The sequence below is a fragment of the Pseudomonas sp. Pseusp16 genome, assembly GCF_047324915.1.
Classification (GTDB): Bacteria; Pseudomonadota; Gammaproteobacteria; order Pseudomonadales; family Pseudomonadaceae; genus Aquipseudomonas; species Aquipseudomonas fluorescens_CD.
The window spans coordinates 5,864,008-5,889,050 of sequence record NZ_CP168522.1; the positions used below are offsets into that span (position 1 = coordinate 5,864,008).

The window sequence follows — 25,043 nt, forward strand, 5'->3', positions numbered from 1 at the left end:
CTATGTGTCCTTATATAGGGCGAGGTACCGCGAGAGGGCGCGAAACAGCATGAGCTGCTTCGCATCCGGGAAGGTCTATACGAAGCACAGGGACAGGGGTTCGGCGATATACGCCGGTTTGTCCGAACCTTCGATTTCCAGGGTGGCGGTGGCCTTGAGCAGCCATTGGCCGGGTTTTTTCTCGGTGACTTCGGTCAGGTCGACCTTGAGCCGCACTTTCGAATTGACCTTGACCGGCTGAATGAAGCGCACGCTGTCGAGGCCATAGTTGACTACCATCTTCAAGCCTTCAGGCATGACGAGGATGTCTTCCATCAGTTTCGGGATCAGCGACAACGACAGGAAACCGTGAGCGATGGTGCTGCCAAATGGCGTTTGCGCGGCCTTGACCGGATCGACGTGGATGAACTGATAGTCCCCCGTGGCTTCAGCGAACAGGTTGATGCGTTCCTGATCGATGGTGAGCCATTCGGAACGTCCGAGTTCCTTGCCGACATAATCTTTGAGCTCTGCAACTGGAACATAGGGCATTGAGACTCTCCTTGGGTTCATCGGTTTTATAGTTTTGGCTTGCGGGGATTTGACTTCCCGGCTTACTACTTTAGATCAACATGGCCAAACGCTCAGGTCAACTGACCATGCTTTTGGCGAATGCCGATCCATAGCGCGGGCATGCTTATAATGCCCGGCCAATGCGGGTGATGGATTTTGCGGGAGATCTTTGATGTTGTTACGGGGCCTGACATGGCTGGTGCTGTTCCAATTGCTCGGCACTGCGATCAATCATTTGATTTTGCCTGTGCTGCCGGGGCCGATTGTGGGGTTGCTGCTGTTGCTGGTTTACCTCATCTGTCGCGGACAGGTCGGCGAACCACTGAACCTGGCGGCCAGCAGCCTGTTGCGCTACCTGCCGCTGTTGCTGGTGCCGCCAGCCGTGGGCGTGATGGTCTATGCCGCTGACATCGCGGCGGATTTCTGGGCCATTGTCGGTGCGCTGGTGTTGTCGCTGCTGCTTTCGATGGCCTTCGCCGGGGTGCTGATGCAGCGCATGGTCAAGCGTCACGCAGTCTCCGAGGACAGCCAATGATCTTCGACTGGCACGGCGCCTGGACGTCGGTGATTCACCATCCGTTGTTCGGCATTGGTATTACCCTCGGCGCCTATCAGCTTGTACTGGGAGTGTTCGAGAAAACCCGATGGATCTTTTTGCAGCCGGTGCTGGTCTCCATGTTGCTGGTGATCGGCGTGCTGGTGGGCTGCGGCCTGACCTACGCTGAATATCGCAAGAGCACCGAGATTCTCAGCATCCTGCTTGGTCCGGCCACTGTCGCGCTGGCGGTGCCGCTTTATCTCAACCTGCGACGGATTCGGCAGTTGTTCTGGCCGATATTTACTACGCTGGTGATAGGCGGGGTGGTGGCCACGGGGATGGGCGTGTTGCTGGGTTGGTCGTTCGGTGCCGAGCACATGATCCTGATGACCATGGCGCCGAAATCGGTGACTTCGCCAATTGCCATGTTGGTGGCTGAGCAGATCGGTGGGGTCGCGGCGCTGGCTGCGGTGTTCGTCCTGATTACGGGTGTGATCGGGGCGATTTTCGGTCCGGCCCTGTTGACCCGGCTGGGCGTGCATAGCCCGGAAGCCAGGGGCATGGCACTGGGCATGACGGCCCACGCGGTCGGCACGGCAGTGGCGATGCAGGAAAGTGAAGAGTGCGGTGCCTTCGCGGCGCTGGCGATGAGTTTGATGGGCGTGGCCACGGCGGTGCTACTGCCGCTGGCGGTGTCGATGGTGGTGTAAGGAAATGTCTATGAGTCTGCCGCTTTTTCCGTTGAACACGGTGCTGTTTCCTGGCTGCATCCTCGACTTGCAGATCTTCGAGGCGCGCTATCTGGACATGATCGGCCGCTGCATGAAGCAGGGCGGCGGTTTCGGCGTGGTGTGCATTCTTGAAGGTGAAGAAGTCGGGATCGCGCCGGCCGGCTACGCGCTGGTGGGCTGCGAAGCGTTGATCACCGATTTCAAACAACAGGACAACGGCCTGCTGGGGATTCGGGTTCAGGGCGGGCGGCGTTTCCATGTATTGAAAGCGGAGGTCCAGCGCGATCAGTTGACCGTCGCCGAGGTCGAGTGGCTGGAGGACGAACCGGAACAGCCCCTGCAGGATGAGGACGCCGACCTGGTGGCATTGCTCAAGGCCCTGGCGGAGCACCCGATGGTCGAGGCCTTGAACATGGGCACTGAAGCGACCGGGCAGCAGTCACTGGCCAATCAGTTGGCGTACTTGCTGCCTTTTGCCGAGCTGGACAAGATCGACCTGCTACAACTTGATGATCCGCAGCAGCGACTGGATGCGATTCAGGCGCTGCTGGATGAATTGCAGGGTGAGTTGTTTGCCTGAGGAGCGTTTTTACTAATACGCATACCGTAACATCGTATGCGGCAAATGCCGCAACACGAAGAAGCCGAACAATGCCACCAGCGCCGGCAACACCAGCCACCAGACCTTGGGTGGCAAGGCGTTCAGCGGGGCCTTGCGCTGGATCAGCCACAGGCTGGCCGCACAGACACATGCCGCCAGCATCGCGCCAGCCATGACATCGGTCGGCCAGTGTGCCCCGAGGTACACCCGGGAAAGGGCAATCGCCATCGCCGGCAAGCTGGCCACCAGCAACCAGGTCAGGCGCATGCGCGGCGGTTGCCCGCGACCAGCCAGCACGGCGAGGGTCAGAAACAGCGCGAACGCGCCTGAGGCGTGGCCGCTGGGCATGCTGTAACTGGTCAGTGGATCACTCAATACTTCCGGGCGCACGCGGGCGAAAAACTGTTTGGTTGCGGTGTTGGCCAATGCCGTGCAGAGGAGGGTACTGCACGCGAAAACTGCCTGTCGCCATTGCCGGGTAATCAACAGCAGTGCTACCAACAATGCACTGAACAGCAGCATGTTGCGGAATTCGCCAATCAACGTGAAGACCACCGCCACCTCATCGAGCATTGGGCTGCGGTGCTCCTGCACCAGGGTCATCAGCCCTTGATCGAGAGCGCTCAGATACGGATAGCCGATGAACAGCCCTGCCAGAATCAGAAAACTCATGCTGGCAATTAACGCTGTAGCCCGGCGATGCTGGCGCAGGCTACTGGTGGCACTCAACCCCACCATGACCGCAATGCTGCCGGCAACGATCCCGGCCTGAGTCCAGAAGCCTTCGGGCAGCGGCAAGCGAATCGCCGCGCCGGTGGCCCAGCCTGGCAGCAGGTAAGCCACCGACCAGCCCGCGCCAGCCAGCAGACTGACGGCGAAGAAGCGTGGGAAGGGCATGTCGCACATGCCGGCGACCATGGGCAGCATTGGCCGCAACGGTCCGATAAAACGCCCGACCAGCAGGCTGGCGATGCCATAGCGCTGGAAGTAGGTCTCGGCCCCGGCGATCCATTCCGGGTGATGGCGCAATCCTGGCAGCCGCCGGATATTCTGGTGGAAATGGCGCCCCAGGAAGTACGAGACCACATCGCCAAGCACGCCGGCCAGGAAGCCCAGCAGCAGTGTTTCACTCAGCGAGAGCGCTCCGCTGCCGGCCAGTACCGCCACGGCGAACAGCAGCACGGTGCCGGGCACTATCAGCCCGGCAATCGCCAGGCATTCCACGAAGGCCACAATGAACACCGCCGCCGCCAGCCATTGCGGGTTGACCGTCAACCAACCGGTCAGGCTATCGAGCCATTGGCCCATAAAAACCACTCCATCTAATGTTCAATTGGTCCCTGGGGACAAACACAATTCTTCAAAAACACCCAAAAGCCCTGTGGGAGCGGGCTTGCCCGCGAAGAGGCCCTTTCAGTCGATATTGGTATCGCCTGATACTCCGCTTTCGCGAGCAAGCCCGCTCCCACATGGATCAATCCAATTTCAAGTCAGCACAAAATAGTCGTGACCTTCGATTTGCCCCCGTCGCAGTGGGTTGCGTGTGCAGTACGGCGCGTAAGCCGCATCGACGAAGCGGTACATCAGGTGCTCATCGCGCCCGTGGGGGATGCCCAGGCGCGTAGTCTGGATGATGTGGGCGGGCGTCTGGCCGACGTGCTCCACCAGTAGCACTTCATGGTCGAAGCGTTTGGCGTCCCACACCGGCACTTTCAGGCCCAGCGCCTTGCACAGCAGCGTTTGCCCGGCGCAGAGTTTTTGTGACGGGCGAGGGTGGCCCTGGGCATCGGGGTTGTTCAACAGCATCTGTGCCAGGCTGGCCGGCCCGCTCAATTGATCGACCCACGGGTAGGCGGATTTGATCAGTACCGCGTTTCCCGGGCCTTGGGCGCTGAAGTTCAGGGAGTCACCACCCCGGGCGTAATACATATAGATGTGGCCGCCATCCAGAAACAAAGCCTTACGCTTTTCTGTGTAACCGAGGGACGCGTGGCTGCCTTTTTCTGCGCAGTAATAGGCTTCGGTCTCGATAATTCGGGCGCTGAGCCACAGGTCGCCAACTCGATGGCGAATGACTTTGCCCAGTAACTCCCGGGCCAGAATCTGGGCGTCACGGTCGAAAAACGCGTCCGGAAGGCCTGCTGGCAGGCTCATGGCGGACGCTCGAACAGTCAGATTGGACATGATGACCAGTGTTTGTCAGGGCTGAATGAGTCGTGATGATAACAATTTGCAGCTTAATCCCGGCTGAACATCGGCAAATGCCCCTCCATTTCGACCATCCGCCCGTCACCGCTGTTAGTCCCGGGACGCGACAGCTATAATCTGCCGCTTTACTCTTTACCAAGACCTAATCAAAGACCACGCCAGACCATGACTGAGTCCGTTCTTGACTACATGACCCGCCTGGGTCGCGCTGCCCGCGAAGCTTCCCGCGTGATCGGCCGAGCCAGCACTGCGCAGAAAAACCGCGCCCTGCAGGCCGCCGCCAATGCGCTGGACGCTGCCCGCGCCGAGCTGACGGCGGCTAATGAGCTGGATTTGGCCGCCGGTCGCGCCAACGGTCTGGAGCCGGCCCTGCTTGAGCGCCTGGCACTGACCCCGGCGCGTATCGACGGTATGATCGTCGGCCTGCGTCAGGTGGCAGCCCTGCCGGACCCGGTCGGCGCGATCCGTGACATGAGTTTCCGCCCGTCCGGTATTCAGGTCGGCAAGATGCGCGTGCCACTGGGCGTGATCGGAATCATCTACGAGTCGCGGCCGAACGTGACCATCGATGCGGCCAGTCTGTGCCTGAAGTCTGGCAACGCGACCATCCTGCGTGGCGGTTCCGAGGCCATTCATTCCAATCGAGCCATCGCCGCCTGCATTCAGCGTGGTCTGGCCGAGGCCGATCTGCCGGCTGCGGTGGTGCAAGTGGTCGAAACCACCGATCGCGCTGCCGTCGGTGCGCTGATCACCATGCCTGAATACGTCGATGTCATCGTGCCGCGCGGTGGCCGTGGCCTGATCGAACGCGTCAGCCGCGATGCCCGCGTACCGGTGATCAAGCATCTGGACGGCATCTGCCACGTTTATGTGAGTGAACACGCCGATCTGGCCAAGGCCCAGCGCATTGCGTTCAACGCCAAGACTTACCGTTATGGCATCTGCGGTGCCATGGAAACGCTGCTGGTCGATCAAACCGTCGCCAGCGATTTCCTGCCGGCGATGGCGGCACAGTTCCGCGAAAAAGGCGTCGAGCTGCGCGGTTGCGAACGCACCCGGGCGATCATCGATGCGGTGGTCGCGACCGAAGAAGACTGGAGTACCGAATACCTGGCACCGATTCTGTCGATCCGTGTAGTCGACGGACTGGGCCAGGCCATCGAGCACATCAACCATTACGGTTCCCATCACACCGATTCGATTGTCAGCGAACACCAGGGTGACACCCGGCGTTTCGTGGCTGAAGTCGACTCCTCGTCGGTGATGATCAATACACCGACATGCTTCGCCGATGGCTTCGAATACGGATTGGGTGCCGAGATCGGCATTTCTACTGATAAGCTGCACGCCCGCGGCCCGGTGGGTCTCGAAGGATTGACCTGCGAGAAGTACATCGTGGTCGGCGACGGGCAGTTGCGCGGACAGGAGCCGGTCTGACTTGGGCGACTTCGACCCGTCAGCCCCGGTCACCGTCAGCGAGCCAGCCCCTCGCCGCATTGGCGTGCTGGGCGGAACGTTTGACCCGGTGCACATCGGCCATTTGCGCGGTGCGCTGGAAGTCGCCGAAACCCTGGCGCTCGATGAGTTGCGTCTGACACCCAGTGCCAGGCCGCCCCATCGGGATACGCCGCAGGTGTCGGCGAAAGACCGTCTGGCGATGGTCGAGTGCGCGGTGGCCGGTGTGGCGCCGTTGGTGGTGGACGCCCGCGAATTGCAGCGGAACAAACCGTCCTACACCATTGATACCCTGGAACTGATGCGCGCCGAACTGGCCGTATCCGACCAGGTTTTTCTGCTTTTGGGCTGGGACGCTTTTTGCGGCCTGCCCACTTGGCACCGCTGGGAAGAGTTGCTCCAGCATTGCCATATCCTGGTGTTGCAACGCCCGGATGCCGACAGCGAACCGCCGGATGCCTTGCGCAACCTGCTGGCAGCGCGCTCGGTGAGCGACCCGCTGGCCCTCAAAGGGCCGAGCGGACAGATTGCATTCGTCTGGCAGACACCGCTCGCGGTATCCGCCACCCAGATCCGTCAACTGCTGGCCAGCGGTAAGTCGGTACGTTTCCTGGTGCCCGACGCGGTCCTGGCCTACATCGATGCGCACGGACTCTACCGTGCGTCGAACTGAATAGGAGTGCCTCAAGGCACGTGGCAACAACGTGTATTGAAGCGCCCGAACATACGAGCAAAACGAGTTTTATATGACGAACAACGACGTAAACAAAGTTAAGCGCAAAGGCACGTTCAAGAGTGCCCCGCTGCCTGAAAAGGTCCTCGCTGCCGAGCCACCTAAAGGCGACGAGCTGGTCAAGATCGCCGTAGCCGCCCTGGAAGACGTCAAGGCCCAGGACGTGCTGGTAATTGATGTTCGCGACAAGCAGAGCATCACTGACTACATGATCATCGCCACCGGTACGTCCAACCGCCAGATCGGCGCGATGCTGGACAAGGTCCGCGAAGCCGTCAAAGCCTTGGGTATCAAGCCGTTGGGTGAAGAAGGCAAGGGCGACAGCGACTGGGTGCTGTTGGACATGGACGACGTGATCGTCCACATGATGACCTCCAACGCCCGTCAGTTCTACGACCTGGAGCGCCTGTGGAAAGGTGCCGAGCAGAGCCGTGCGGCCGATGGCAAGCACCACAGCCCTGAAGTTGGTCACGAGCACTTCAACAAGCTCAACAAAGACCAGGAATAAGGGACCGCTGTGCGACTGCGACTGATCGCCGTCGGTTCACGCATGCCCAAGTGGGTGGAAGAAGGCTGGCATGAATATGCCAAGCGTCTTCCGTCCGAGCTGGCGCTGGAACTGGTGGAAATACCGCTCAATACCCGTGGCAAGAACGCCGACGTGGCCCGTTTCATCCGCCAGGAAGGCGAAGCCATGCTGGCAAAGGTCGGGCCGAACGAGCGGATTGTCACACTCGAAGTCCATGGCAAGCCCTGGAGTACCGAGCAACTGGCGGTCGAGCTCGATCGCTGGCGGCTTGACTCGCGCACGGTCAACTTCATGGTCGGCGGCCCCGAAGGGCTGGCGCCGGAAGTCTGTGCCCGGGCCGACCAGCGCTGGTCGTTGTCGCCGCTGACCTTGCCGCACCCGCTGGTGCGGATCCTGATCGGCGAACAGTTGTACCGTGCCTGGACCGTGCTGTCCGGTCACCCTTACCACAAGTAATTCTGCCCTCATGTCCCAGCCGATCCGCATCAAGGACCACGAAAAAGACGCCCGTCTGGTGCGTGGCCGCGTCGTGTTCGGGGCCATTGCCGTGGTGGCGCTGATTGGCGTGCTGATCGCGCGTCTGTATTTCCTGCAGGTGATCCAGTACGAGTACCACTCGACCCTGTCGGAAAACAACCGCGTCCATGTGCAGCCGATTCCGCCGACCCGTGGCTTGATTTTCGACCGCAACGGCGTGGTGATTGCCGATAACCGGCCCAGCTTCAGCCTGAGCATGACCCGCGAGCGTTCCGGCGACTGGCAGCAGGTGCTCGACGTGATCGTCGAGGTGCTGGAGCTGACGCCCGAGGACCGGGTGATCTTCGAGAAGCGCATGCGTCAGGGGCGCCGGCCGTTCGAGCCGGTGCCGATCCTGTTTGAGCTGACTGAAGAGCAGATCGCCCGGATCGCCGTGAACCAGTTCCGCCTGCCGGGCGTGGAAGTGGTCGCACAGCTGGTTCGTCACTATCCCCAGGGCGCGCACTTTGCGCACTCGGTGGGCTACATGGGGCGGATCAACGAGAAAGAGCTCAAGTCCCTCGATCCGGTGAGTTACAGCGGCACCCATCAAATCGGCAAAACCGGCATCGAGCGTTTCTACGAGCCGGAACTGCACGGTCAGGTGGGTTACGAAGAAGTCGAGACCAACGCTCGGGGCCGTGTATTGCGGGTACTCAAGCGTACCGAGCCGATTTCCGGCAAGGACATTGTCCTGAGCCTGGACATCAAATTGCAGGAAGCCGCTGAAGCCGCGCTCGGTGGTCGTCGTGGTGCGGTGGTGGCCCTGGACCCGAAAACCGGCGAGGTCCTGGCGATGGTCAGCCAGCCGAGTTTCGACCCGAACCTGTTCGTCACCGGCATCAGCTCCAAGGCCTATTCCGAGCTGCGCGATTCCATCGACCGGCCGCTGTTCAACCGCGTGTTGCGTGGTCTGTACCCGCCAGGTTCGACCATCAAGCCGGCGGTGGCGATCGCCGGCCTGGACTCCGGCGTGGTGACGGCGTCGACCCGGGTGTTCGACCCCGGTTACTACATGCTGCCCAACTACGATCACAAATACCGTAACTGGAACCGTACCGGCGACGGCTTTGTCGACCTCGATACGGCGATCATGCGTTCCAACGACACCTACTTCTATGACCTGGCCCACAAGCTGGGAATCGATCGGTTGTCGGCGTACCTGAGCAAGTTCGGTATCGGCCAGAAAGTCTCGCTGGACATGTTCGAAGAATCGCCGGGGTTGATGCCGACCCGGGAGTGGAAGCGTGCGACGCGCCGTCAGGCGTGGTTCCCGGGGGAGACACTGATTCTCGGTATCGGTCAGGGCTACATGCAGTCGACGCCGTTGCAATTGGCCCAGGCCACCGCATTGGTGGCCAACAAGGGTGTCTGGAACCGTCCGCACCTGGCCAGGACCATCGAAGGCGAGAAGCCGGTGGATCCTAACCCGATGCCTGACATCATCCTGCGCGATCCGGCGGACTGGACCCGGGTGAACCACGGTATGCAACAGGTGATGCACGGTGCCCGCGGTACGGCGCGCAAGGCCTCGATCGGTGCGCAGTACCGGATTGCCGGCAAGAGTGGTACGGCCCAGGTGGTCGCGATCAAGCAGGGCGAGAAGTACGACCGCTCCAAGGTGCAGGAGCGCCATCGCGACCACGCCTTGTTCGTTGGTTTCGCACCGGCCGACGATCCGAAAATCGTGGTCTCGGTGATGGTCGAGAACGGTGAGTCGGGCTCCGGCGTGGCCGCGCCGGTTGTGCGTCAGGTCATGGACGCCTGGCTCCTGGACCAGGACGGTCGGTTGAAGCCCGAATACGCCAGCCCTATCAGTGCAGAGGCAACAGCCCGTGATGAATAATTTTGATCGCATGCTCTCCAGCGAGGATGTGATGCGTCGCCGTGCAACACTGTTGCAACGAATGCACATCGACGGCGTGTTGCTGATCCTGCTGCTGACGCTTGCCGCCGGCAGCCTGTTCGTCCTGTATTCGGCCAGTGGAAAAAGCTGGGATCTGCTGGCAAAACAGGCCACTTCGTTCGGTATCGGCCTGGTGTCGATGATCGTCATCGCCCAGTTCGAACCGCGTTTCATGGCGCGCTGGGTGCCGGTCGGCTATGTGATCGGTGTGTTGTTGCTGGTGGTAGTGGACGTCATGGGCCACAACGCGATGGGGGCCACGCGCTGGATCAACATCCCCGGTGTCATCCGCTTCCAGCCATCGGAGTTCATGAAGATTCTGATGCCGGCAACCATTGCCTGGTATCTGTCCAAGCGCACCTTGCCGCCACAGCTAAAGCACGTCGGTATCAGCCTGATGCTGATCGGCATTCCGTTCATTCTGATCGTGCGACAACCGGACCTCGGCACTTCGCTGCTGATTCTGGCCGGTGGCGCGTTCGTGCTGTTCATGGGGGGGCTGCGCTGGCGCTGGATCCTCAGCGTGCTGGCCGCCGCCGTTCCCGTGGCGATTGCCATGTGGTTCTTCATCATGCACGACTACCAGAAGCAGCGAATCCTGACGTTCCTCGACCCGGAGAGCGATCCGCTCGGTACGGGCTGGAACATCATCCAGTCCAAGGCGGCCATCGGCTCTGGAGGCGTATTCGGCAAGGGGTGGTTGCTGGGCACCCAGTCGCACCTGGATTTCCTCCCGGAAAGCCATACCGACTTCATCATTGCGGTCATGGGTGAAGAGTTCGGTCTGGTGGGTATTTGCGCACTGTTGCTGATCTACCTGTTGCTGATCGGCCGCGGTCTGGTGATTACCGCCCAGGCGCAGACATTGTTCGGCAAGTTGCTCGCGGGCAGCCTGACCATGACGTTTTTTGTTTATGTTTTCGTCAACATCGGTATGGTCAGTGGCCTGTTGCCGGTGGTGGGGGTGCCGTTGCCGTTCATTAGCTACGGAGGAACTTCGCTGGTGACGCTGCTGTCAGCGTTTGGGGTTTTGATGTCGATCCATACCCATCGCAAGTGGATCGCGCAGGTTTGAATAAGGTGAAACTTTCAATGCAAGTAATGCGTGGCTGGGCGACTCGACATGCGCCATGGGTCGGCCTGGTAAGCATCCTTGGCACCGTGCAGGAAGCGTTGGCCGGCAACTACGAAGGCTCACCCCAGGTGGCCGAATTCGTCGGTGAAATGACCCGCGACTACGGTTTCGCCGGTGAACAGTTGATGGGCGTGTTCCGCGAAGCCGAGCGCAAGCAGTCGATTCTGGACGCCATCTCGAAACCCGCCGAACGGGTCAAGCAGTGGAGCGAATATCGCCCGATGTTCATCACCGATGCGCGCATAGCCCGGGGTGTGGACTTCTGGCGTCAGCACGAAGCGGTGCTGGCCCGTGCCGAGCAGGAATACGGCGTACCGGCCCAGGTCATTGTCTCGATCATCGGCGTTGAAACCTTTTTCGGTCGTAATACCGGAAATTTCCGGGTGATCGATGCCTTGTCGACCCTGGGTTTCGACTATCCTCCCCGTGCCGAGTTTTTCCGCAAGGAATTGCGTGAGTTCTTGCTGCTGGCCCGTGAAGAGCAGGTCGATCCGTTGACGCTCAAAGGCTCCTACGCCGGCGCAATGGGATTGCCACAATTCATGCCGAGCAGTTTCCGCGCCTATGCGGTGGATTTCGACGGTGATGGCCATATCAACATCTGGACCAACCCGGACGATGCCATTGGCAGTGTCGCCAGTTACTTCAAGCGTCATGGCTGGGTCGCCGGCGAACCGGTAGTCAGCCGCGCCGATGTCCGTGGCGATCAGGTCGACGAAGGTTTGACCGCAGGAATCGAACCGACGAAAACCGTCGGGGAGTTGCGAGCCCTGGGGTGGTCAAGTCATGATGCGCTGCGCGATGATATGCCGGTTACCGCTTTCCGCCTGGAAGGCGACAATGGCTCCGAGTACTGGATGGGCCTGAAGAATTTTTACGCGATCACGCGTTATAACCGCAGCGTGATGTACGCCATGGCCGTACATCAACTGTCTGAACAGCTGGTCCAAGCACGGGGCGTCAAGTAATGCGGGCATTGCCTATCAATAAACCCCTGAAGCTGATGGCATTCGCTGCGTTGGCAATGCTGGTCGCCAGTTGTTCGACCAGCCGTGCGCCGGCCCAGAAGTCCTCCAGCGCCGTGCGCTCGACGCCGGGGCTGGACATCAACCGCGCCCACAAGGATGGCGCGCCGTGGTGGGATGTCGATGTTTCGCGCATTCCGGACGCCACGCCGACCCTGCACACCGGCCCATACAAGGCCAGCCCGTACTCGGTATTGGGTAAAACCTATTTCCCGCTGCAAGAATCCAAGACCTACGTGGCTTCGGGCACGGCGTCCTGGTATGGCACCAAGTTCCACGGCCAGAACACCGCCAACGGCGAGGTGTATGACCTGTACGGCATGAGTGCCGCGCACAAGACATTGCCACTGCCAAGTTATGTCCGGGTGACCAACCTGGACAACAACAAGAGCGTGATCCTGCGAGTCAACGACCGTGGGCCGTTCTACTCGGACCGAATCATCGATTTGTCCTACGCCGCCGCCAAGAAGCTCGGTTATGCCGAAATCGGCACCGCGCGGGTCAAGGTCGAGGGCATTGATCCACAGGCGTATTGGGCGGCCAAAGGCCGTCCGGCGCCTTTGATGCTCAACGAGCCGCAAGTCGCGCAGAATAGCGCCCCGGTGATCACGGCTTCGGCCGGCACCGTCGAGCAATGGACTCCGCCGCCGCAGCAACACGCCGCCGCGGTGGTACCGGTGCAGCTTGATGCAAAAAAAAACGCTTCTGTACCAGCCTCTGGCCAGTATCTGCAGGTGGGCGCGTTCGCCAACCCGGACGCTGCAGAACTCCTGAGATCCAAGCTCAGCGGGATGGTGAGCGCTCCGGTGTTCATCAGCTCGATCGTGCGCAATCAGCAGACCCTGCATCGGGTTCGTATGGGCCCGATCGGATCGCCGGGTGAGATCCAGCAGGTGCAGAACAGTGTGCGCCTGGCCAATCTCGGTTCGCCGAGCGTGGTCACAGAGTAATACGTAGTACTTGATTGTCGGTTCGCTTGCGATTTGGGGGGCGGACCATGTTGTTGGCTCTTCTAAGAACAAAAGCCCGGCACAGGGTTAAAGAGTGAGCAGCTGAACACGCGACAGCCTTTAAGAAGCTGTCTGAATAGTTTTGCCCTCGGGCAAGTTTCCATTAGCGATTTCGAGAGACGGATGAACATCACCACCTTTGCCAAACGCCTGTGCCTTTTAGTCCCGCTGCTCCTCTCACCTGCCGCGTTCGCGGTCGAGATGATGCCGTCGCCACCGCAATTGGCCGCCAAGGCCTATGTGCTCATGGACGCCAGCAGCGGCAACGTGCTGGTCGAGAACAATGGTGACCAGCGTCTGCCACCGGCCAGCCTGACCAAGCTGATGACCGCGTACATCGCGACCCTGGAAATCCGTCGTGGCCAGATCGGTGAAAACGATCCGGTGACCGTCAGCGAAAACGCCTGGCGTACCGGCGGTTCGCGGATGTTCATCAAGGTCGGCTCGCAGGTCACCGTCAGCGACCTGCTGCACGGCATCATCATCCAGTCGGGCAACGACGCCAGCGTCGCGCTCTCCGAGCACATCGCCGGCAGCGAAGACGCCTTCGCCGACCTGATGAACAAGACCGTCGCCGATCTGGGCATGACCAACACCCACTTCATGAACCCGACCGGCCTGCCGAATCCTGAGCACTATTCGTCGGCTCACGACATGGCTGTTCTGGCCCGCGCGATCATCCACGAAGACCCGGCTCACTACGCGATCTACTCGCAGAAAGAGTTCTTCTGGAACGGCATCAAGCAACCGAACCGCAACCTGCTGCTGTGGCGCGACAAGACCGTCGACGGCCTGAAAACCGGCCACACCGACGAAGCCGGCTACTGCATGGTGTCTTCGGCCGTACGTGATGGCATGCGCCTGATCGCCGTGGTGTTCGGCACCAGCAGCGAAGTGGCCCGTGCCGCCGAAACCCAGAAGCTGCTGACCTACGGTTTCCGTTTCTTCGAAACCCAGACCTTCTATCAGAAGGGCGCCGAACTGGCCCAGGCACCTGTCTGGAAAGGCTCCACCAATCAAGTCAAGGCCGGCCTGGCTGAAGACCTGACCATGACCCTGCCGAAAGGCCAGCTGAAAAAGCTCGCTGCCAGCATGACCATGAACCCGCAACTGGTTGCGCCAATCGCCAAGGGCGACGTGATCGGTAAAGTCGAAGTCAAACTGGACGACAAGGTGGTGCACAGCGCTGACCTGATCGCTCTGGATGGCGTCGAAGAGGGTGGTATCTTCCGTCGCATGTGGGATAGCATCCGTCTATTCTTCTACGGCTTGTTCAACTGATAGTGTGCACCTGCATGGCCCCGCGCTGATCCGGCACGGGGCCATGCCCGTCGCCACGGCTTACGCTTACGAGGCCGTTACGCCATGACCGATACCGAAGTAAAGGCGCCTAAGATCGAATTCCCCAACGTTGATTACCCGGTTAAGGTGATCAGCGATACCGGTGTGGGCAACAAGGACAAGATCATCGAGATCGTCAAGAAACACGCGACGATCAACCATGACCGTGTAGATGAGCGCCAAAGCACCAACGGCAAATACACCACCATTCAGTTGCACATCGTCGCGACCGACCAGGACCAGCTGTACAACATCAACAGCGAACTGCGGGCCACCGGTTTCGTGCACATGGTGTTGTGATGTCCGGCACGCTGGGCTTTCGCGAGCTCGGCCAGATGGCTTACGAGCCGGTCTGGCATGCCATGCAACGCTTCACCAACGAACGCGGCACCGATGTTGCCGACGAGATCTGGCTGGTGGAACATCCTGCGGTGTTCACCCAGGGGCAGGCCGGCAAGGCCGAGCACCTGTTGCTTCCCGGTGATATTCCGGTGGTGCAGGTCGACCGTGGTGGTCAGGTGACCTACCACGGCCCTGGCCAGCTGGTGGCTTATCTGCTGCTGGATGTGCGCAGGCTGGGTTTTGGCGTGCGCGATCTGGTCAGCCGGATGGAGCAATGCCTGATCGAGCTGTTGGCCAGTTACGGCGTGACCGCCGTGGCCAAGCCCGATGCACCGGGTGTCTACGTCGACGGGGCGAAAATCGCTTCCCTGGGGTTGCGGATTCGCCACGGCTGTTCCTTTCATGGCCTGGCCTTGAACGTAGACATGAACCTGGAACCGTTTCGACGGATTAATCCCTGCGGCTACGCCGGGCTGGCGATGACCCAGCTGAGCGATCACGCAGGATCGATTGAATTTGCCGAGGTAAGTGCCCGGCTGCGCGCGCAGCTCGTCAAACACCTCGACTATGCTGAGCAGACGACCCTGACGGGCGGAATCGACTGATATGACTACTGATGCAGTGCAAACCATGATCCCGACGCTCGATGTCTCCGAGCGCCCGGCCCCGCGTCCCAAGGTTGAAGCCGGCGTCAAGCTGCGCGGCGCCGAAAAGGTTGCACGCATCCCGGTGAAGATCATTCCGACCACCGAATTGCCGAAGAAGCCGGACTGGATTCGCGTCCGCATCCCGGTTTCGCCGGAAGTCGACCGCATCAAGGCCCTGCTGCGCAAACACAAGTTGCACAGTGTGTGCGAAGAAGCTTCCTGCCCGAACCTGGGCGAGTGCTTCTCCGGCGGCACCGCGACCTTCATGATCATGGGTGACATCTGCACCCGTCGTTGCCCGTTCTGCGACGTCGGCCACGGCCGTCCGAAGCCACTCGACGTCAACGAACCGGAAAGCCTGGCCATCGCCATCGCCGACTTGCGCCTGAAATACGTGGTGATCACTTCGGTGGACCGCGACGACTTGCGTGACGGTGGTGCCCAGCACTTTGCCGACTGCATCCGTGAAATCCGCAAGCTGTCGCCGAACGTGCAGCTGGAGACCCTGGTCCCGGACTACCGTGGCCGCATGGATATCGCCCTGGAAATCACCGCCGCCGAGCCGCCGGATGTGTTCAACCACAACCTGGAAACCGTGCCGCGCCTGTACAAGGCCGCACGTCCGGGTTCGGACTACCAGTGGTCGCTGACCCTGCTGCAACGCTTCAAGCAGATGATGCCGCACATCCCGACCAAATCCGGTTTGATGCTGGGTCTGGGTGAAACGGACGAAGAAGTCATCGAAGTCATGAAGCGCATGCGCGAGCACGACATCGACATGCTGACCCTGGGCCAGTACCTGCAACCTTCGCGCAGCCACTTGCCAGTGCAGCGCTTCGTGCACCCGGACACCTTTGCCTGGTTCGCCGAGGAAGGCTACAAGATGGGCTTCAAGAACGTTGCCTCAGGTCCGCTGGTACGTTCCTCGTACCATGCCGATGAACAAGCGAAGCTGGTCAAGGCCGAGCTGATGTCGTCCTGATCTGCGTTATGAAATGAAAAACGCCCGCACGGTATTCAGCCTTGCGGGTGTTTTTTTGCCTGTCCTACGGCACTGGCCACTTTTTCCTGCAACCTGCGGGGCAACAGTTCCTCTTCTGTTTGTCCCCATTCCTGACTACTGTGTGCTGAAGTTTTTACGCAGGGAGATTCACGGATGACCGCTCGACCGACCCACACCCTTTGCCCTCACGTTCCTGTCCCGGCACTGCCGCCGGAAGGCATGATCGGTGTTATTGCACCTGCCGGTCCCGCGCCGCTGGACACAAGTAAAGCCGTGCAATGGATGCGCGCCCGCGGCTATTCGCTGAAGATATTTCCCGGCGTCTACGAGAAGGATGGCTATCTTGCCGGCAGTGACGAGGTGCGGCTCAATGACCTGCACGCGGCGTTCGCCGACCACGAGGTCGATGCCATCATTTGCCTGCGCGGTGGTTACGGCACGCCGAGGTTGCTTGATCGAATCGATTTCGAACTGCTGCGCGACAACGCCAAGCCGTTCATCGGCTACAGCGACATTACCGCAATGCATCTGGCTATCAGCCGTTATGCAGGCTTCGTGACCTTCCATGGCCCGCTGCTCAACGCTGATCTGCTGGGCGACAAGCAAAAGCCTACCGAGCCGTCGTTTTTCAATATGCTGCGCGGGCAGGTGAAGGCAGGCAGTGTGTTGGCGCATCCCGTTGCCTATCCATTGACGACGATCGAGCCAGGTATTGCCCACGGCCGTTTACTGGGGGGCAATCTGTCGATGATCGCCGCGACCATGGGCACGCCTTACGAGATCGATGCCGAGGGTGTCATCCTGTTTATCGAGGACATCAACGAGCCGCTGTATCGCATCGATCGATTGCTGACCCAATTGCGACTGTCCGCTACTTTGGGCAAGTTGTGTGGGGTACTGGTGGGGGATGTGGCGGGTGTGGAGGTACCTGCGCTGGAGCGGTTGCTCAAGCAGACGTTCGAGCCGTTGCGGATACCGGTGTTGTCCGGATGGCGTAGCGGGCATTGCGATCCGAACCTGACATTGCCCATGGGCGCGCTGGTCAGGCTGGATGCAGGGAACAAGGAGTTGGTGTTGGAGCAGGATGTGGTGGTCAGGCTGTAGGTCTTCATCGCCTGACAGTCCGCCTTCGCGAGCAAGCCCGCTCCCACATTGTTTTTGTGTCGTTCACAGATCAAATGTGGGAGCGGGCTTGCTCCGGGCGGCGTTCCGACGAAGCTTTTAGCGGCTGCGCAACCCTTCCAGCAACTTGTGCGTCGGATACCCATCCGCCGGCCAGCCAAACGACTGCTGCGCGCTGCGAATCGCCTTGCGGGTATTGGCACCGATAATTCCGTCCGCATTACCCGCGTCGTAATTCTGGGCACTCAGCAAGTTTTGCAGTTCGATCCGCTCGGTACGGCTCAGCGGCAAATCATCTTTTGGCCACGTGCCGCTGATCAGGCCCGCGCCGTTGAAGCGTTCGGACAACAAGCTCACCCCCAAGGCGTAGGACGACGAGTTGTTGTACTTGAGGATCGCCCGGAAGTTATCGAGCACCAGGAATGCCGGGCCACGGTAACCGGCAGGCAGTAACAGGGCCGCGGACAATTGCTCGGAACCGGCCGGGACCTGGCCGCCATTGGGCAGCGTAATCCCCAGTTGCCGCCATTCCGCGACGCTTTTGCGAATAGTGCCATCGGCCAGCACGTAGTTGAACCCGCCTGGCAACTGCACCTCGAAGCCCCACGGCTGGCCTTTCTGCCAGCCTGAGCTTTGCAGATAATGTGCAGTCGAGGCCAGGGCATCGGCCGAGCTCCCCCAGATATCGCGGCGCCCATCGCCGTCGAAGTCCACGGCATGGGTGTTGTAGGTAGTCGGGATGAACTGGGTCTGGCCCATGGCGCCGGCCCAGGAGCCGAGCATTTTCTCCGGTTCGATATCACCTTGTTGCAGGATCTGCAGGGCGGCAATCAATTGCGCGTGGGCGAAGCCCGGGCGTCGGCCTTCGTAGGCCAGGGTCGCCAGCGAATTGATCACCGACTTGCTGCCCTGGAACTGGCCGAAGTTGCTTTCCATGCCCCACACGGCGACAAGTGCCTCACGGTCGACGCCGTAACGCTGTTCGATACTCTGCAAGATACCGTCGTATTGGCTGACCAGCGCCTGACCTTTGCGAACCCGCAACGGTGACAGGGCGCCGTCGAGGTATTCCCACACCGGTTTTGCGAACTCCGGTTGGCTGCGATCGGCACGAATCACACTGGGGTCGAAGCTGACATTGGCAAAAGCGCGGTCGAACAGATCGGCGCGGATACCGGCGGCCAGGGCATCCTTGCGGAAACCTGCTTGCCATTCGGCAAAGGTCTGGGTTGGCTGGATGTCGAGGTTATCGCCGCTCGGAACCACGGGCGCAATGACTGCGGGAGCGGTGGCGACAGGGAGCGTCTGAAGCGGCTGTGCGTCGGCGGCGGTTGGTTTTTCCGCGCAGGCGACTAGCAAAACAAGGCTGGAGGCAGCAATCAATTGGCGCAGATGCCAACGACGGGAAATACAAAAGGGCATGCACAGGTCCAGGGAAAACGTATCAGGTGCAGACCTTAACATGTTGAGCGGATGCTTGCCTTTCAGGCTGCCAGAAAGTAAGAAGCCTCCCAGCTGTCAGACTGGAAGGCTTCGCGGCGGTAACTGCCTTTGCCCTTGCCGGGGCGTTCCTGGCGGCTGCGGAACAATGGCTGGGCGATGATGGATTTGGCCTTGTTGGGGCCATGCTTCGATGGCTTTTTGCTCATGATGATTGCTCGCAAGTGAGTGGATTTTGCGGGGCAAATCATCTGCTCAAGCGAGGTTTCTGTCTAGTCCCTGCATTGTCTGGGACTTTTCACTCCGCCGGCAACGACAAGCGCTGCCCGGCCATCAACAACGTCAACCGACTCAGGCTCATCCACGGCGAACCCGCAGCCTGGCCCTTGATCTGCGCGTCGATGCGTTGCGCTTCCAGCAGCAGTTGCGCCCAGCGCTGTGCCGAGTAGCGCTGCAGCGCTTTGCTCATCAACGGTTTACGTTTGTCCCAGACCGGCGGCTTGGCCTGGCTGAAAGCCTTGTCCAGCGGCGTACCCTGGCTGTATTGCAGCGAAATATTGGCCAGCAGGCGCAACTCCCGGGCCAAGGCCCAGAGAATCACCGGCGGCTCGACGCCTTCACCGCGCAACCCTTCGAGCATGCGTAGCGCGTGGGCTGCTTCACCATTGAGAACCGCATCGGTCAGGCCAAAGACGTCGAAACGCGCACTATCGGCCACCGCAGCCTGCACGGTTTCAACGGTGATCTGACCCCCTTCGGCCATCAGCTTGAGCTTTTCGATTTCCTGGGCGGCGGCCAGCAAGTTGCCCTCGACCCTTGCTGCGATCAACTCAACGGCGTCCTGGCTGGCGGAAAGCCCGGCCTGGGACAAACGTTGGCGGATCCAGCTTGGCAACTGGGCGACATCGACCGGCCAGATCTGCACGAACTGGGTCTGCTGTCCTTCGACCAGCGCTTTGCCCCACTTGGTTTTCTGCGCGCTGCCATCGAGTTTCGGCAAGCTGATCAGCAGCACGGTGTCGTCGGCCGGGCGCGAGCAGTACTCGATCAGCGCGGCGGCACCTTTGTCGCCGGGTTTGCCGGAAGGCAGGCGCAGTTCCAGCAGGCGCTTTTCGGCGAACAGCGACATGCTGGCACCGGCTTGCAGCAGCGTGCCCCAGTCGAAACTGGCGTCGGCGGCAAACACCTGGCGTTCATCGAATCCCTGCTGGCGGGCGGCAGCGCGAACAGCGTCGGCCGCCTCCTGGCACAACAGCGGGTCATCGCCGCTGATGATGTAGACCGGCGCAAGGGTGCCTTGCAGGTGTTTGGCGAGTTGGGCGGGGGCGAGTTTCATAGGAGGGGGCGAACGGGGCGCCTGGGCGCCCCGTAAGTCTTACTGCTGCGGCAGTTCGATTGGCGACTGGCGCGGAGTTTCCGCTTCAGCCTTCTTGGCCGCTTCCAGTGCAGCAGCTTCAGCCTTGGCCCTGGCTTCGGCAGTCTGCTGCAACTGATTCAGCTGGCCCGGGGTCAATTGTTGCAAGCGCAGCATCATGCGTTGGACCATCTCCCGGCGACCTTCTGCCCGGGCGGTTGCGGCCTCCTGATCGGAGCCCACCAGGTTGTTGCCGTCGTGCATGTAGATTTTCTGCACTTCAAGCTTGTCGCTCAACAGTGGCAGATCGCCGCGACCACGGATGTCGTAGTTCAGCACGCTGGTCATCTGGTACTCGCCTGCACGACCGGCACCTGCGTAGCTGAGGATGCGCTGGCTTTCCTGTTCATTGGTCAGCACCAGTTTGTACGGTGCACCGTTATAGACCTTGACGCCGCTGCCCTCCAGTACCTGACGCAACTGAGTCACGGTTTCGCCATAGGCGTTACGGGCGCTCAGGTCGAGTTCCTTGATCGCCAGTTCGTCGGTGCCGGTTCCGCGCAGCTGGAAACCGCAGGCACTCAGCAGAACCGCGAGGCCCATCACCAGCAGATTGCGTTTGATCATCTTGTTGCTCCCCTTGAAACCATGTGGGCCGATCAAGCGGCCCGAAAGGTTTTACTCGGCGCCAGGCTCACCCGGCGCCTGATCCAATTAGCTGGCGACGATATTGACCAGTTTCCCGGGCACTACGATCACTTTACGAATGGTCAGACCGTCGACGAAGCGCAGGACGTTCTCGTTGGCACGGGCGGCTGCTTCGACTTCTTCACGGCTGGCACTGGCCGGCATTTCGATGTGACCACGCAGTTTGCCGTTGACCTGAATCACCAGTTGCAGGCTTTCTTGCACCAGTGCGCTTTCGTCCAGCACTGGCCAGCTGGCGTCGATCACCGGGTCGGCGTGACCCAGGCGATGCCACAGCTCGTGGCTGATGTGCGGGGTGATAGGGGCCAGCAACAGAGTCACGGTTTCCAGACCTTCCTGGACCAGTGCGCGATCCTGTTCGCTGCCTTGCGCGGCTTTTTCCAGCACGTTCATCAGCGTCATCACCTGGGCGATGGCGGTGTTGAACTTGTGGTTCTGGCCGACGTCGTGGCTGGCCTGCTTGATAGCCTGGTGGATCGAGCGGCGAATGGCTTTCTGCTCGTCGTTCAGGCCGGCAACGTCCAGTTTGCCCGGCAGGCCTTGGGTCACGTGGGCCTGAGCCAGACGCCAGACGCGCTTGAGGAAGCGGTGCGAACCTTCTACACCGGAGTCGGACCATTCGGCGCTCATGTCAGGTGGCGAGGCGAACATCATGAACAGGCGGCAGGTGTCTGCGCCGAACTGGTCGATCATCGACTGTGGGTCAACGCCGTTGTTCTTCGACTTGGCCATCTTCTCGGTGCCGCCGATTTCCACCGGCAGGCCGTCTGCGATCAGCTTGGCGCTGATGACCTTGGCCTTGCTGTCGCGCTCGAGTTCAACGTCCGCCGGGTTGAACCAGGTGTAAGCACCATTGGCTTCGCGACGATAGTAAGTCTCGGCGATCACCATGCCCTGGGTCAGCAGGTTCTTGAACGGCTCGTTGGAGCTCACCAGGCCTTCGTCACGCATCAACTTGTGGAAGAAGCGCGCGTAGAGCAGGTGCAGGATCGCGTGTTCGATACCGCCGATGTATTGATCCACCGGCAGCCAGTGATCAGCCGCGGATTTTTCGACCAGGCCACCTTGATAGTGCGGCGAGGCATAACGGGCGTAGTACCACGAGGACTCGACGAAGGTGTCCATGGTATCGGTTTCACGCTTGGCCGGTGCGCCGCATTTAGGGCAGGTGCACTCGTAGAACTCGGGCATGCGCGCCAGTGGCGAGCCGGCACCGTCGGGTACGACGTCTTCCGGCAGCACGACAGGCAGTTGATCTTCCGGCACCGGCACGTCACCGCAAGTGCCGCAGTGGATGATCGGGATCGGGCAGCCCCAGTAACGCTGACGGCTGATGCCCCAGTCGCGCAGGCGGAACTGGGTACGCGAGGCGCCCAGTTCTTTCTTGATCAGCGCGACTTCGATGGCGTCGAAGGCGCCCGCGAAATCGAGGCCATCGAACTCGCCGGAGTTGATCAGCGTGCCGTACTCGCCGTAGGCGTCTTGCCATGGTGTCGGGTTGCTATCGCCGGAGCTGGTGCGCACTACCGATTTGACCGGCAGGTTGTACTTGTGGGCGAATTCGAAATCGCGCTCGTCATGGGCTGGAACCGCCATTACCGCGCCGTCGCCGTAGTGCATCAGCACATAGTTGGCGACCCATACCGGCAGTTTTTCGCCGGTCAGCGGGTGCTCGACGAACAGGCCGGTCGGCAGGCCTTTTTTCTCCTGGGTGGCGACGTCGGCTTCGGCCACGCTGCCGCCCTTGCATTCAGCGATGAACGCCTGCAGTTCAGGATTGTTGCGGGCGGCCAGGGTGGCCAGGTGGTGCTCGGCGGCCACGGCGACGTAAGTCGCTCCCATTAAAGTGTCCGGACGGGTGGTGAAGACTTTCAGCGTGCCGGTTTCGCCGATGGAATCGACGTTGTACGGGAACTGCACTTCCATGCCGCGGGACTTGCCGATCCAGTTGCGCTGCATGGTCTTGACCTGTTCAGGCCAGCCAGTCAGTTCGTCGAGGCTCTCCAGCAGTTCATCCGCGTAGGCGGTGATCTTGAAGTAGTACATCGGGATTTCGCGCTTTTCGATCAGCGCGCCGGAGCGCCAGCCGCGACCGTCGATCACTTGCTCGTTGGCCAGGACGGTCTGGTCGACCGGGTCCCAGTTCACGGTGCCGCTTTTCTTGTAGATCACACCTTTTTCGAACAGGCGGGTGAACAGCCATTGTTCCCAGCGGTAGTAGTCCGGCTTGCAGGTGGTCACTTCGCGCGACCAGTCCACCGCCAGGCCCAGGCTGCGTAGCTGGGATTTCATGTAGGCGATGTTTTCGTAGGTCCACTTGGCCGGCGCTACGTTGTTCTTCATCGCGGCGTTTTCCGCCGGCATGCCGAAAGCGTCCCAACCCATGGGTTGCAGAACGTTCTTGCCTTGCATGCGCTGGTAGCGGGAGATCACGTCGCCGATGGTGTAGTTGCGCACGTGCCCCATGTGTAGCTTGCCGCTGGGGTAAGGGAACATCGACAGGCAGTAGTAAGTCTCCTTGCCTGGCTGTTCACTGACTTCAAAGGACTTTTGCTCGTCCCAGAACGACTGGGCGGCGGCTTCGATTTCACGGGGCTGATATTGTTCGTGCATGGCTACTTTTGAACTGAATAGGGGTGGCCTAATCCTCTTCAATGCAACGCTGGACGGTGATCGCGCCACATTGGCGTTTTCGATGCCCAGCCGAGCTGGAAGTGGAGTTACAGGAAGCGCCGTAGCATACATGACCGCGCTCTGCCGAGGGAAACCCTGATTGCTGCCGCACGTCCTGCAAAAACCGCTGTGAGGGCCGTTGGTCGCGGCGTTCAGCCGGTTTGTTCATGGAAGCTAAGCTCTAACTGGGGAGTAGGTCTTATCTTCCAATGAGGTGAGGGATGGTTGAGTCACAGCAAAAAGCTACAAAACCGGAGCTGTACGAAAGGCTGATCGATCGTTTGGCCTTGGCCCTGGAGGCGGCAAGGACCGCTAGCCGGTTGCGCGACGAACGCCCTCTGGAACTGGAACTGCGCGGCCTGAGCCCCGCAGAGTTTGCACTGGTCAAAGCGTACCTGGATCGCAGTGAGCGTGAGACACACGGATGCTTGTCTGAGGCGGTAAAACAACTCGATGCACCACGTTCGGCCAAGATCATCTGGCTCAAGGACAAGGTTCGCGGCAGAGACGCGGTAAAGGTCCGGTCTTTGCAGTTCAAATAGGGTACAGAGCCATGCTCCAGGCATTTTTGAAGCATAGTCCTTCTGTATTGATTGTCGCATTGCGTCAACCCACTTAGGCTTCGGGCATCTCCGGGAGATGCTCGATGCCATTTCGTTATTTCGTAAAACAACTTCTTTTGCCCCCCGGCATTCTATTGCTGCTGCTTTTGCTTGCCTGGTGGTTGCGCCGCTCAAGGCCGAGGCTTGCCAGTGTGTGCTTTGCGCTGGGTCTGGGGGGGGTCTGGTTGATGAGCCTGCCGGTGGTGGTGCAGTGGAGTGCCGGCCTGCTCGAGCGGGAGCCACCGCTGGCCCGCGACGAATGGGCAGGCCTGGGGCAACGCGCGGATGCGATCGTGATTCTCGGTTCGGGGCGCGAGCGCGGTGACGTTGCCTGGGGCGCGGACCAGCCCACGGGTGTCGGCCTGGAACGCCAGCGCTTTGCCGCGCGGCTGGCCAAGGCTTCCGGCCTGCCGGTACTGACCAGCGGCGGCCTGCACTACGGCACGCCGCCCAGCGAGGCGCAGATGATGGCTGACTCCTTGCGTGACGATTTTGGCGTGACCGTGCGCTGGCAGGAGGGGCGCAGCCGCACGACATGGGAGAATGCGCAGTTCAGCGCCGAGGTGTTGCTGCCTCAGGGCATCAAGCGTGTGGTGGTCGTGACTCAGGCCTGGCATATGCCGCGGGCGGCCTGGAGTTTCCGCAAGGCCGGGTTTGAGGTGGTGCCGGCGCCGGTAGGGTTTCTGGGCGGCGACAACGCGCGGCCACTGGGTGGCTGGATGCCGGAGTTCAAGGCGATCTGGCAGAACGGGCAATTGATGAACGAGGCGGTGGGGCAGATCGGTTATTCGTTGTTCTATTGAGGTGATGTCGGCGCTGGTTGGTGCGGTGTCTGTGATGACGCCTTCGCGAGCAAGCCCGCTCCCACAGGA

General features: G+C 60.7%; 26 protein-coding genes. 18 read left to right on the forward strand and 8 right to left on the reverse strand.

Annotated elements, in window-relative coordinates; genetic code table 11:
* Positions 1-75: 75 nt before the first annotated feature.
* Complete coding sequence (locus ACEN8Q_RS26620; protein ID WP_057400579.1) at positions 76-531, reverse strand: MaoC family dehydratase; 456 nt, start codon at positions 529-531, stop codon at positions 76-78.
* Between the two features lie 193 nt (positions 532-724).
* Between ACEN8Q_RS26620 and ACEN8Q_RS26625 the strand changes: the two genes are divergently transcribed.
* Genes ACEN8Q_RS26625 through ACEN8Q_RS26635 form a run of 3 tightly spaced genes read left to right on the forward strand, consistent with a single transcriptional unit; the run spans position 725 to position 2,401 of the window.
* Positions 725-1,087: a CidA/LrgA family protein gene (locus ACEN8Q_RS26625; protein WP_413423611.1), complete on the forward strand. Its 363-nt coding sequence runs from the start codon at positions 725-727 to the stop codon at positions 1,085-1,087.
* On the forward strand, positions 1,084-1,800 hold the full coding sequence (locus ACEN8Q_RS26630) for an LrgB family protein (RefSeq protein ID WP_413423613.1): 717 nt from the start codon (positions 1,084-1,086) through the stop codon (positions 1,798-1,800). Before ACEN8Q_RS26625 ends, ACEN8Q_RS26630 begins: the two co-directional genes overlap by 4 nt.
* Before the next feature lie 10 nt (positions 1,801-1,810).
* On the forward strand, positions 1,811-2,401 hold the full coding sequence (locus ACEN8Q_RS26635; RefSeq protein WP_008022910.1) for an LON peptidase substrate-binding domain-containing protein: 591 nt from the start codon (positions 1,811-1,813) through the stop codon (positions 2,399-2,401).
* Between the two features lie 12 nt (positions 2,402-2,413).
* Here the strand turns inward: ACEN8Q_RS26635 and ACEN8Q_RS26640 are convergent, their stop codons facing one another.
* Complete coding sequence (locus ACEN8Q_RS26640; RefSeq protein WP_413423615.1) at positions 2,414-3,730, reverse strand: bifunctional DedA family/phosphatase PAP2 family protein; 1,317 nt, start codon at positions 3,728-3,730, stop codon at positions 2,414-2,416.
* 177 nt (positions 3,731-3,907) lie between these two features.
* The gene (locus ACEN8Q_RS26645) at positions 3,908-4,606 is read right to left on the reverse strand and encodes a DNA-3-methyladenine glycosylase (protein ID WP_413703963.1); all 699 of its coding nucleotides are present in this window, start codon (positions 4,604-4,606) and stop codon (positions 3,908-3,910) included.
* Positions 4,607-4,795: 189 nt separating this feature from the next.
* Here ACEN8Q_RS26645 and ACEN8Q_RS26650 point away from each other — a divergent pair, with 189 nt between their 5' ends.
* From ACEN8Q_RS26650 to ACEN8Q_RS26710, 13 genes are all read left to right on the forward strand, one after another.
* Positions 4,796-6,067 (forward strand): glutamate-5-semialdehyde dehydrogenase, encoded by a 1,272-nt coding sequence (locus ACEN8Q_RS26650; protein WP_413703964.1) that lies wholly within the window; start codon positions 4,796-4,798, stop codon positions 6,065-6,067.
* Position 6,068: 1 nt separating this feature from the next.
* On the forward strand, positions 6,069-6,758 hold the full coding sequence (gene nadD / locus ACEN8Q_RS26655) for a nicotinate-nucleotide adenylyltransferase (protein ID WP_085718167.1): 690 nt from the start codon (positions 6,069-6,071) through the stop codon (positions 6,756-6,758).
* A gap of 73 nt (positions 6,759-6,831) precedes the next feature.
* Complete coding sequence (gene rsfS / locus ACEN8Q_RS26660) at positions 6,832-7,326, forward strand: ribosome silencing factor (protein ID WP_008022922.1); 495 nt, start codon at positions 6,832-6,834, stop codon at positions 7,324-7,326.
* 9 nt (positions 7,327-7,335) lie between these two features.
* Positions 7,336-7,803 (forward strand): 23S rRNA (pseudouridine(1915)-N(3))-methyltransferase RlmH, encoded by a 468-nt coding sequence (gene rlmH, locus ACEN8Q_RS26665; protein ID WP_003185785.1) that lies wholly within the window; start codon positions 7,336-7,338, stop codon positions 7,801-7,803.
* 10 nt (positions 7,804-7,813) lie between these two features.
* Positions 7,814-9,709 (forward strand): penicillin-binding protein 2, encoded by a 1,896-nt coding sequence (gene mrdA / locus ACEN8Q_RS26670; RefSeq protein WP_413423623.1) that lies wholly within the window; start codon positions 7,814-7,816, stop codon positions 9,707-9,709.
* A gap of 31 nt (positions 9,710-9,740) precedes the next feature.
* Positions 9,741-10,844, forward strand: coding sequence for a rod shape-determining protein RodA (rodA, locus tag ACEN8Q_RS26675; protein WP_052037671.1), 1,104 nt, complete (start codon positions 9,741-9,743; stop codon positions 10,842-10,844).
* A 17-nt stretch (positions 10,845-10,861) separates the two neighbouring features.
* A complete protein-coding gene (mltB, locus tag ACEN8Q_RS26680) occupies positions 10,862-11,872 on the forward strand; it encodes a lytic murein transglycosylase B (protein WP_413703965.1) in 1,011 nt (336 codons plus the stop codon).
* On the forward strand, positions 11,872-12,879 hold the full coding sequence (locus tag ACEN8Q_RS26685) for a septal ring lytic transglycosylase RlpA family protein (protein WP_413423627.1): 1,008 nt from the start codon (positions 11,872-11,874) through the stop codon (positions 12,877-12,879). The genes mltB and ACEN8Q_RS26685 overlap by 1 nt, the downstream gene beginning before the upstream one ends.
* Before the next feature lie 183 nt (positions 12,880-13,062).
* Complete coding sequence (locus ACEN8Q_RS26690) at positions 13,063-14,220, forward strand: D-alanyl-D-alanine carboxypeptidase family protein (RefSeq protein WP_413423629.1); 1,158 nt, start codon at positions 13,063-13,065, stop codon at positions 14,218-14,220.
* A gap of 84 nt (positions 14,221-14,304) precedes the next feature.
* A complete protein-coding gene (locus ACEN8Q_RS26695) occupies positions 14,305-14,580 on the forward strand; it encodes a DUF493 domain-containing protein (protein WP_003215438.1) in 276 nt (91 codons plus the stop codon).
* Entirely contained in the window at positions 14,580-15,227 is a 648-nt protein-coding gene (gene lipB, locus ACEN8Q_RS26700) for a lipoyl(octanoyl) transferase LipB (protein WP_008022935.1), read from the forward strand. Before ACEN8Q_RS26695 ends, lipB begins: the two co-directional genes overlap by 1 nt.
* 25 nt (positions 15,228-15,252) lie before the next feature.
* Positions 15,253-16,251, forward strand: coding sequence for a lipoyl synthase (gene lipA, locus ACEN8Q_RS26705; protein WP_162130451.1), 999 nt, complete (start codon positions 15,253-15,255; stop codon positions 16,249-16,251).
* 174 nt (positions 16,252-16,425) lie between these two features.
* Positions 16,426-17,376: a S66 peptidase family protein gene (locus ACEN8Q_RS26710; protein WP_413703966.1), complete on the forward strand. Its 951-nt coding sequence runs from the start codon at positions 16,426-16,428 to the stop codon at positions 17,374-17,376.
* A 117-nt stretch (positions 17,377-17,493) separates the two neighbouring features.
* Here the strand turns inward: ACEN8Q_RS26710 and ACEN8Q_RS26715 are convergent, their stop codons facing one another.
* The 5 genes from ACEN8Q_RS26715 to leuS form a co-directional block, all read right to left on the reverse strand.
* Entirely contained in the window at positions 17,494-18,816 is a 1,323-nt protein-coding gene (locus ACEN8Q_RS26715; protein ID WP_413423633.1) for a lytic murein transglycosylase, read from the reverse strand.
* Between the two features lie 62 nt (positions 18,817-18,878).
* Positions 18,879-19,043: an alternative ribosome rescue factor ArfA gene (arfA, locus tag ACEN8Q_RS26720; RefSeq protein ID WP_008022942.1), complete on the reverse strand. Its 165-nt coding sequence runs from the start codon at positions 19,041-19,043 to the stop codon at positions 18,879-18,881.
* A gap of 89 nt (positions 19,044-19,132) precedes the next feature.
* Positions 19,133-20,170 carry a DNA polymerase III subunit delta gene (gene holA, locus ACEN8Q_RS26725; RefSeq protein ID WP_413703967.1) on the reverse strand — a complete coding sequence of 346 codons (1,038 nt, stop codon included), beginning with the start codon at positions 20,168-20,170 and terminating at the stop codon, positions 19,133-19,135.
* Positions 20,171-20,209: 39 nt separating this feature from the next.
* Positions 20,210-20,815: an LPS assembly lipoprotein LptE gene (gene lptE, locus ACEN8Q_RS26730; protein WP_413703968.1), complete on the reverse strand. Its 606-nt coding sequence runs from the start codon at positions 20,813-20,815 to the stop codon at positions 20,210-20,212.
* Between the two features lie 87 nt (positions 20,816-20,902).
* Positions 20,903-23,509, reverse strand: a complete 2,607-nt coding sequence (gene leuS, locus ACEN8Q_RS26735) for a leucine--tRNA ligase (protein WP_413423639.1) — start codon at positions 23,507-23,509, stop codon at positions 20,903-20,905.
* A 281-nt stretch (positions 23,510-23,790) separates the two neighbouring features.
* Between leuS and ACEN8Q_RS26740 the strand changes: the two genes are divergently transcribed.
* Together ACEN8Q_RS26740 and ACEN8Q_RS26745 are read left to right on the forward strand one after the other, a co-directional pair.
* On the forward strand, positions 23,791-24,111 hold the full coding sequence (locus tag ACEN8Q_RS26740; RefSeq protein WP_008022948.1) for a hypothetical protein: 321 nt from the start codon (positions 23,791-23,793) through the stop codon (positions 24,109-24,111).
* Positions 24,112-24,215: 104 nt separating this feature from the next.
* Positions 24,216-24,974, forward strand: coding sequence for a YdcF family protein (locus ACEN8Q_RS26745; RefSeq protein WP_413703969.1), 759 nt, complete (start codon positions 24,216-24,218; stop codon positions 24,972-24,974).
* Positions 24,975-25,043 lie beyond the last annotated feature (69 nt).